The following is an 8,914-nucleotide window of genomic DNA, read 5'->3' as shown; positions in this document are numbered from 1 at the left end:
TATACCTTGACTCTTTGACTAAGCATGCCAATAAACGAAAACTACTCTTGAATCAAATTGTACCGTAGTGTAATTTTCCAGATAGTTAGGGTTGTTTCAAAAATACTTTTAGTTGTATTTCTTTTAAATAGAAGTAGGTTTGGAATATTCTTGCCTAATTCAAACATTCAGTGAATTTTGCGGTATATTTTATTCGGTCCTCACAGGATGAATTGAAATAAAACAGTAGAATACTGACGAACTGTCCAATGAAAAACCTATTACTACAACCTTAAAAGCATGAGAAATTCCAGAATTACAGGAGTAGGCAGATACCTCCCTGAAAAAATTGTAACTAACGACGACCTGGCCAAGATGATGGATACTTCAGACGAATGGATCAGGGAGCGGTCAGGTATTGAGGAAAGACGTTTCTTTGAACTTGGCAAAGATACGACAGCCAATATGGGTACCCGTGCAGCCCTTATGGCTTTGGAGAATGCGGGTCTCCAGCCCGATGATGTAGATTTTATTGTATTTGCTACCCTCAGTCCTGATTATGATTTCCCTGGCTCTGGAGTACTGGTTCAACGAGAACTGGGCATCAGAGAGGTAGGTGCACTGGATGTGCGTACCCAGTGTACAGGATTCGTATATGGGATCTCTATCGCTGATCAGTTTATTAAAACCGGCATGTACGATACCGTATTGGTCATTGGTTCAGAAATCCACAGCAGTGGTCTGGATATGACCACCCGAGGAAGAGGCGTTTCTGTACTCTTTGGAGATGGTGCCGGGGCTGCTGTACTCCAGGCTAGTGAAGAAAAAGGTATTATGTCTTCCCATCTGCACTCGGAAGGTAAGTATGCCGAAGAGTTAGCGGTGCTGGATGTTGGCAGCAGTCGTTCAGTCCCCAGGGTAAAGCCTGAGATGATTGAAGAAGGCACCATTTTTCCAGTTATGAACGGTAATTTTGTTTTCAAGCATGCCTCTACCCGCTTTCCGCAGGCAGTGATGGAAGCCCTGAACCATAACGGATACAAACCTGAAGACCTTAACCTACTCATTCCACATCAGGCCAATTTGAGGATTAGCCAGATGGTACAAAAGCAGCTAAATCTGAGAGATGATCAGGTGTTTAACAACATTATGAAATATGGAAATACCACGGCAGCTTCAATTCCCATTGCAATGAGTGAGGCCTGGGAGCAGGGAAAAATTAAGGAAGGTGATCTGGTATGCCTGGCAGCATTTGGAAGTGGATTTACCTGGGGCTCTGTATTGATGCGTTGGTAAAGGGCTTAATTTAGAATAATCTGCACTGCGTATCCAGCGGGAGATTTAAATGAGGAAACTTAATTTCAGAGAAGGAAAAAGAAAAAGAGGAAACAGCGCTAAAATCTGTGGTAAAAAAAATAGCAATCAATAAGATAATCGCAATCAATACGATCAAAATTGAAAACTTAGGTTCTTTTACAAAAAAGTTTCGCAAAGATCGGTTGCCGGTTTTCATATGCGAATGAGTTTAGTTGTTGGTTTGTTAGTATGACACCTGATTTCTCATTAACGTTTAAAGCTTTTATAAATTTTTTGCTGAAAAATTTTTGACATCAATATTTACTACCACATGATAAACAACCATTACTGTGCCTCTTTTATCAGTTGGGCCACCAATTTCGGTAATCCAGTACTGGCTGATTCTTTTAATGGGGTAATATAAGGCTGTTCTCTGTACTCTGGTGTCATGGGGTCGACAATATAGATTGGGGTTCCGGGAGTAACGTCGTACAGTAATCCTGCTGCCGGATATACTTGCAGTGAAGTGCCTACTACAATAAAAAAATCAGCTTTAACTACTTCATTATAAGCTACTTCCATCATAGGCACCATTTCACCAAACCAAACGATATGAGGCCTTAGCTGTGATCCTCTCTCACACTTCTCTCCCCATTTAATTTCCCAACCTTCAATATCATATATCAGGTTTTCATCCAAAGTACTGCGTGATTTATTTAACTCACCATGCAGATGAATTACTTTGGAAGATCCTGCCCTTTCATGCAGTGCGTCAACATTCTGGGTAATAATCACCACATCAAAGTATTTCTCTAATTCCACAAGGCTGAGGTGACCAGCATTGGGTTTAGCCTCCGATGCTGCCTTTCTTCTCTGATTATAAAATTCCAGCACCAGCTGTGGGTTTTTAGCCCAGGCCTGAGGCGTAGCTACATCATTAATGTCATAACCTTCCCATAAGCCTCCCGAATCACGAAAAGTTGGGATACCACTCTCTGCACTGATCCCCGATCCGGACAATACGACTATCTTTTCCATTGCTTATTCATTTTTAATTGATAACACTTATAAAAAAACTAGTAGTTTTTCGCACATACTTTTAAAAATTTACAGTGAGAAATGCTAATTTACAAACTCAAGTAAGCACTTGCCTTATGCCTGTACAAACAAAGAAAAAGAAAAAAAGAAATCCAGTCCTCATCATTGGGATTGTGGCAGTCATCATTATAGGTCTGCTATTCGCAGCCAAACAACTGGGGTGGATTGGCAAAGATGACGTTATTGCCGTCAATTTTGCCCAGGTGAGACCTCGTACGATTGTAGAAAGGGTGACTGCCTCCGGTACGATACAACCTGAAAAAGAAGTAAAAATATCTCCCGAAGTACCGGGTGAAATCATAGAACTCAATATTGAGGAGGGTGATTCCGTAGCCATGGGTGCCCTGCTGGTGAAGATTCGTCCCGATAACTTTGAGTCGGTAGTTTCACGAACCTTAGCTACGCTCAATCAGCAAAGAGCTAATCTTGCACAGTCCGAAGCACGAGCTGCCAGCGCTGAAGCTCAGTTTACGCAGGCCCAGGCCGCTTATCAGCGGAACAAATCCCTCTATGATGACAATGTTATCTCCGATGCTGACTTTGAAACTGCCGAAAGTAATTTTCAGGTAGCCAAGCAGGAACTTGAATCTGCTCGCCAAAGTGTAGAAGCGGCTCGCTTCGCAGTCAAAAGTGCCGAAGCATCGGTAGAAGAAGCGCGCGAGAACCTTTCCTTAACTAATATTTATGCGCCGGTGAGCGGTATCGTATCCAAACTGGACGTAGAACAGGGCGAACGCGTAGTAGGTACTTCGCAAATGGCAGGCACTGAGATGCTGCGCATTGCGGACCTCAACCGCATGGAAGTAAGGGTGGATGTAAACGAAAATGACATCATCCGGGTAGATTTGGGCGACACCGCCATTGTAGATGTAGACGCTTATTCTTATATGGATAAAGAATTTAAAGGCGTAGTAACCTCCATCGCCAGCACTGCCAACGAAAAGGTTACCGCCGAAGCGGTGACTGAGTTTGAAGTGCGTATCCTATTGCTTAATGAATCTTATCAGGACCTGCTTGATGAAAAGCAATACCCTTTTCGTCCGGGTATGACGGCCAGCGTGGACATCATCACCCAAAAGAAAGAAAACACCCTATCTGTACCTTTGGCAGCCGTTACTACCCGCCCTACCAATGCTTCGGCCCCGGCAGAAGATCAAAACCAGGAAGGAGAAGCTAACAATGAAAATGAAGAAGATACATCTTTCTCAGAAGAAGAGAACATGACTGAAGTAGTGTTTAGAGTTAAGGGTGAAAATACTGTAGAACGGGTCAATGTCAGGACAGGCATCAGTGATTATGAGAATATTGAAATACTGGAGGGACTTTCCGAAGGAGACAGGGTAGTCTCAGGGCCATACATTGCCATTTCTCAGCAACTCAAAGATGGTAGCGAGATAAAAAAAGCTGAAAACAATAACCGTAACTTCGGTCCTCCTGCTAATTAATCGCTTTATACATATTATCTGCATGTACCATCCAGCTCCTGCAAAAGGAGCTTTTTTTGTGATTCAGGCTTTCTATTTTTTTGGAATCCTACAATTTACGGCTAATTTGAAAGCTAAATTATATACTAGGTTCAAGGCGATATAAGAACTGAGTCTGACATCAATTAAACTATCCGGCTATGACTATAAAAACTCGTATGCAGCTATCAGGAATGATGTTCCTGCAATTTTTTGTCTGGGGAGCATGGTACGTAACCTTAGGCACTTATCTGGGCGTTACCCTTAAGTTTGAAGGGTCACAAATTGGGCTGGCTTACAGTGCATTTGCGATAGCTGCCATGATTTCTCCCTTCTTTGTGGGTATGGTGGCCGACCGCTTCTTTCCTACTGAACGAGTACTGGCAGTTTTGCACCTTCTCGGAGCAGGCTTGCTCTACTGGCTGGCACAGATTGAAGATTTCAGTCTTTTTTATCCGGTCATCATTGCCTATACCCTTTGCTTTATGCCTACCATTGCGCTCACCAATTCTCTTTCCTTTGAAAATATGGAAAACCCCGGTGAGCAGTTCCCCGCCATAAGAGTGGTGGGCACCATCAGCTGGATTATCGTAGGATTGATTGTAGGTTATCTGGATATTGAAGCACTAAATACACCTATCCTTATCGCTGCCGGATCTTCAGTAGTCATGGGTCTGTATTGCTTTACTTTACCCCATACTCCGCCTAAAAGTAAGGGTCAAAAAGCCAGTGTGAAGGATATCCTGGGACTGGATGCTTTAAAACTGATGAAAGACCGTTCTTTCGCCGTTTTATTTATTGCTTCACTGCTCATTTGTATTCCCTTATCGTTTTACTACAGTTTTGCCAACCTTTTCCTCAATGATATAGGCGTAGAGAATGCTGCGGGGAAAATGACCATGGGCCAGATGTCTGAAATTCTGTTTCTTTTGCTGATGCCCTTCTTTTTCAAAAGGTTTGGTTACAAAATTATGCTAATAGTAGGTATGGCCGCCTGGGGAGCACGCTATGCGCTCTTTATGTTTGGCAATCCTACCGAACTGGTATGGATGCTCTATGGAGGTATCATCCTGCATGGTATCTGCTATGACTTTTTCTTCGTGACCGGACAAATCTATGTGGATGAGCGGGCACCTAAAGCGGTAAAGAACTCCGCGCAGGGATTGATCACCTTTGCGACCTATGGCGTAGGTATGTTCATCGGCTCCTGGCTCTCAGGTATCATCGTAGAGGCTAATACTGTGATATCAGATGATGTCAAGAGGTATTTGTGGGATCAGATATGGTTAGTACCTGCTGTATTATCGGTTATTGTACTGGTACTTTTCACTATTTTCTTTAAAGAGAAAAAAGGTGTCAAAAAACCTACAGCAAGCAGCGATGATACCACTGCCGAAGGTATTGCGGAGACAAAAGCGGTGTAGACTTATTATCTGTTTGCTAAAACATTCATTATCAAACTCTTCTTCATTCTTGGAGAAGAGTTTTTTTGTGGAATTTTAATCATATCTTTTTAGTTTCTAGCGCATGAGCTATTACAACCTTTACTTTAAACGTTAATTCAGATTTGAAGCCCTAAGGTTGTATTACATTCGTTTTGCTTTACTTATATTTGTAATTCATTTGAAATTGTAAACAACAAAAGAGTTTATCGTGAAAAACTTATCCTTAATCCTTAACGGTATTTTGGCAGTCGCTGTCATCTATCTTTATGTGCTGCACTTTAGTGGTGATAGCCCTGCCCAGGCTGAAGAAACTGCTGGCACAAGCGCTGCCGGAGCCATGCCTAAAATTGCTTATGTCAACTCAGATACTTTGCTGGAGAACTATGACTTCTTCAAAGACAAAAGAGCTGAGTTGGAAGAGAAAGCACAGAAGCTACAGGCCGATTATGAAAACCGTGCTAAAGGTTTGCAAGGTGAAATCACCGCTTTTCAGCGTAATGCCGGTACCATGACCATGAACCAGGCGCGCGCGCTGGAAGAAGACCTGATGAAGAAGCAGCAGAACCTTATGCAGTATCAGCAGAACCTAAGCAACCAGCTGATGCAAGACGAAGCGAAAGTACAGGAAGAACTGTATGACAAAGTAGCCGATTACCTGGAAGAATATGGTACCGACCAGAATTTCAAGGTGGTATTGACTTATACCAAAAACAGTGGGGTATTATATGCTGACGACAGCCTGGATATCACCAAAACTGTTGTGGAAGGACTCAATAAGCGTTATAAAGGCCTGGATGCGGCTGAAAATACCGCAGAAACCCCTGCCGATACTACCGCTGCGGCTAATTAATTTAATCTTTTTGCATAGAGAACTGCCACCCTGAATAGATTTCAGGGCGGCAGTTCTTTTTTTATTCTTTAACTGGACTTTCCACCTTTTTCTTCCGCTGCGTGGACACTACCATCCCAAAAGACTCCAATACCTGCGGATTATCCTTGAAAGCGATACGCGCCAGCTTACGAAATTCTCCATACCAGGCTCTCAAGTCCTTAATCACCTGATTTTTCTCCTGCGTACTGTTTTCTGCATTATTACAGCGTACTTTGTAATCGGTATTACAGAGGATTTTTTTGCCCACAAAACTCCCTGATAATGAGTAAACTAAGCGCATTTACGGCGTTTATGCTCTTTTTTTATTTATCACGCTATCGCTTGTGTCTCACCGACGAGTTTTTAGCCAGGACTTATAAATCATCTGAAAGCACAAAAGCCCATCATTATCGCAAATGCCGGAGATGTACATTACTTCAGGGGATGAGGGGGAAGGCATAGGAAAGTCAGCAATTCAGAAGTAGCAAAAACCAGCTTATATGTTTTTACAGATTTGGGAGTATCTACTTTAAAATCAAATTTATTTTAATTTTGCTTCCTTAATATCAATTCTAGCTTTCTGGCCATGTTTCCCAAGGAGATATAGTAAGTTAGAACCATTTAATAAGGTGAGAGGCTTATCCTTTGCAAAAGTATATGCATCAGGCCCATAATCTGATGTAGTTACTAAAATTCCTTTGGAAGCACCTTCATTCATCACTGTGCCAAACAAATCTCTTACTGCAGATACCCCTACAGTATTTGTATATCTTTTCGCTTGAATAACAATCTTACCTCCTCTGATAGGATCTGGATCAAAAGCGACTGCATCCACTCCACCATCCCGGCTAGCTTGGGTAATTCTTACTTCTCCACCACTTTGATTAAATTCCTTTTCAAATAGCTCTCTGATCAAATGCTCAAAGTCTTCCCAACCCATAGTAGCAAGATTAGTGCTCTCATCCATCCCTTCAGTAACACTATAATGCTCAGAGAAACGTTTATCTTCCCTATTAATCGTCATTAAAGGTTTAATTGGTGAAAGTGAACTTAGCTTTGAGCTTCCTACCCCTTTAAATTGTTTAAAACAAGCCTTAGGGTCTACATTTGCTAAATTTATTTTTAGAAATTCTTCCTTATTAGCATTGATTGAAAGTATACACTTTCTTTCTTCTATCCCTGTTGCTGGATTTATTGATTCCACCCATCCGTTAAGATTTATAGCATCAACCCCGTCTACAACATCTGCCTCAAATACTTCATGAAGTGTTCTGAGTGTAACATTGTATAAAGTATTATCATACATTTTCATTATCTGATTTTCAGAAAGATGAGATTCTTTAAATTCATCATTTGTTTTAATGTATTTTATTTCTTTCAGTTTAGGCATATCATCTATGGAGGGAAGAGTATATTCTATGAGTAGTATTCCGTTGTCAGCGTTAAATTCAATTTCATAGTTCTTTGGAAAAGTCTCAGGATATATTGAGTTAGCCAAAACTATGTCGCAATACTCGGCAATAGCATTTGGTTCTTTATTTTGATAATCAATTCTGAGTTGATCAATACGTAAATTTCTTTCTTTCTGCAATTGATAGAACTCCTCTCCTTTAGCCTGCCACTGTCTAACTTCTTCTTCCCATTGTTTAACTTCGTTCACGTATTTATGCTCTTTCTCTTTATTTGCATGATTTATTTCATGATAACTTTCTCTCCATTTTCTATGTGACTCCTGAAATTTCTTATAAGCGTCTTCTTCCTTTTTTCTTCTTAAGGAAGGAATAATCTTATCCAAAAAGGAAAGCACTGGCTTAAATTCTACATTTGAAGGTGTAGGTTCAACAGGATACTCTTTGAGTTTCGGTTTTATAGGTTGTTGCGGTTTTGGCTTACTATATTTACGATGGTCCTTAACTGACTCCCAGTTCACAGCATCATCTACTTCAAGAGTAAAAAGTAAGAGGTCTTCCACTTCTTTAAGCTTTCTTTCAGCTTCTAAAGTAGCATCTTTGGCCTCCTTAAGTTTATTTTCTTTATCTCTTTTTTCAGCTTCCTTTTCCCTATATTTCTGCAGTTTTTCTTGTTCTTTTTCCCATTTCTCTTGCCACTTTTCAAGTTGATTATCAACTTTATTTTGAAGAATGTATTTGTCTAATGAAGAAAATACTTTGTGGTCTTTAAGTTTTGAATGCTTTAGCTCAACAGTATATTTAATCTGATTTCTGCTATTTTGATAAGCATAACTATGAGAAGTAACAAATTCATCTAATTGTTGAGTAGACATAGGTTAGTTAGTCATATAGTTTATTAATTCAAACTGACACAAAATATATATGAATTTTTATTAAAAATCTAGATTAAATACAGTGTTAATGTGAATACTACGATTCATGCAAATGAAATTAGCATGTAGAATCACTTATTCCCTTAGCGCTTATTGAGAGGATACAATAAACCCCTCCCCTTCTGTCATCCAGGCTACGTGCCCCGGATGGAACCCGCTGATGGTTTGAAGAAATATTTAAAGGCTTAAGGCTCATTGGGAGCTAAAAAAGCTACATCTGCATCAGAACAGAACTTCAAGCTACTACTCATAAAATAATGTGAAGCTATTCATTAATTTCCCATTCCAAACCAAAAAAAAATCCCTGACGGGATGACAGGGGGGTAAGAAGTGTAGAGAAGCAGATGAATTTATCTTAAGCATCTAAGGAAAACTTCCCTCGCCGTGGTCAGTGTCTCCACTGACCTCTTCATGGCGC

At 40.6% G+C, this 8,914-nt stretch carries 7 protein-coding genes; 4 read left to right on the top strand and 3 right to left on the bottom strand.

Features of this window, described 5'->3' with window-relative positions; translation table 11 throughout:
* Positions 1-279: 279 nt before the first annotated feature.
* Positions 280-1,275, top strand: a complete 996-nt coding sequence (locus tag WJR50_RS16130; protein ID WP_341294340.1) for a 3-oxoacyl-ACP synthase III family protein — start codon at positions 280-282, stop codon at positions 1,273-1,275.
* A 345-nt stretch (positions 1,276-1,620) separates the two neighbouring features.
* Here WJR50_RS16130 and WJR50_RS16125 read toward each other — a convergent pair whose 3' ends face one another.
* Positions 1,621-2,313, bottom strand: a complete 693-nt coding sequence (locus WJR50_RS16125; RefSeq protein ID WP_341294339.1) for an SIR2 family NAD-dependent protein deacylase — start codon at positions 2,311-2,313, stop codon at positions 1,621-1,623.
* A 116-nt stretch (positions 2,314-2,429) separates the two neighbouring features.
* Between WJR50_RS16125 and WJR50_RS16120 the strand changes: the two genes are divergently transcribed.
* The 3 genes from WJR50_RS16120 (at position 2,430) to WJR50_RS16110 (ending at position 6,131) form a co-directional block, all read left to right on the top strand.
* A complete protein-coding gene (locus WJR50_RS16120; RefSeq protein ID WP_341294338.1) occupies positions 2,430-3,818 on the top strand; it encodes an efflux RND transporter periplasmic adaptor subunit in 1,389 nt (462 codons plus the stop codon).
* Between the two features lie 179 nt (positions 3,819-3,997).
* Complete coding sequence (locus WJR50_RS16115) at positions 3,998-5,260, top strand: nucleoside permease (protein WP_341294337.1); 1,263 nt, start codon at positions 3,998-4,000, stop codon at positions 5,258-5,260.
* A gap of 229 nt (positions 5,261-5,489) precedes the next feature.
* Complete coding sequence (locus WJR50_RS16110; RefSeq protein WP_341294336.1) at positions 5,490-6,131, top strand: OmpH/Skp family outer membrane protein; 642 nt, start codon at positions 5,490-5,492, stop codon at positions 6,129-6,131.
* A gap of 61 nt (positions 6,132-6,192) precedes the next feature.
* On the opposite strand, the gene WJR50_RS16105 is transcribed toward WJR50_RS16110, so the two are convergent.
* Together WJR50_RS16105 and WJR50_RS16100 are read right to left on the bottom strand one after the other, a co-directional pair.
* The gene (locus tag WJR50_RS16105; protein ID WP_341294335.1) at positions 6,193-6,453 is read right to left on the bottom strand and encodes a hypothetical protein; all 261 of its coding nucleotides are present in this window, start codon (positions 6,451-6,453) and stop codon (positions 6,193-6,195) included.
* A gap of 240 nt (positions 6,454-6,693) precedes the next feature.
* Positions 6,694-8,436 carry a restriction endonuclease gene (locus tag WJR50_RS16100; protein ID WP_341294334.1) on the bottom strand — a complete coding sequence of 581 codons (1,743 nt, stop codon included), beginning with the start codon at positions 8,434-8,436 and terminating at the stop codon, positions 6,694-6,696.
* Positions 8,437-8,914: the final 478 nt, after the last annotated feature.

It is taken from the genome of Catalinimonas locisalis (assembly GCF_038039535.1).
Lineage (GTDB): Bacteria > Bacteroidota > Bacteroidia > Cytophagales > Cyclobacteriaceae > Catalinimonas.
This window is presented reverse-complemented; position numbering and strand designations above follow the sequence as displayed.

Bases quoted from the DNA above. Each gene is read 5' to 3' on its own strand.
- WJR50_RS16130 (WP_341294340.1), top strand. From the start codon at position 280: ATGAGAAATTCCAGAATTACAGGAGTAGGCAGATACCTCCCTGAAAAA.
- WJR50_RS16125 (WP_341294339.1), bottom strand. From the start codon at position 2,313: ATGGAAAAGATAGTCGTATTGTCCGGATCGGGGATCAGTGCAGAGAGT.
- WJR50_RS16120 (WP_341294338.1), top strand. From the start codon at position 2,430: ATGCCTGTACAAACAAAGAAAAAGAAAAAAAGAAATCCAGTCCTCATC.
- WJR50_RS16115 (WP_341294337.1), top strand. From the start codon at position 3,998: ATGACTATAAAAACTCGTATGCAGCTATCAGGAATGATGTTCCTGCAA.
- WJR50_RS16105 (WP_341294335.1), bottom strand. From the start codon at position 6,453: ATGCGCTTAGTTTACTCATTATCAGGGAGTTTTGTGGGCAAAAAAATC.
- WJR50_RS16100 (WP_341294334.1), bottom strand. From the start codon at position 8,436: ATGTCTACTCAACAATTAGATGAATTTGTTACTTCTCATAGTTATGCT.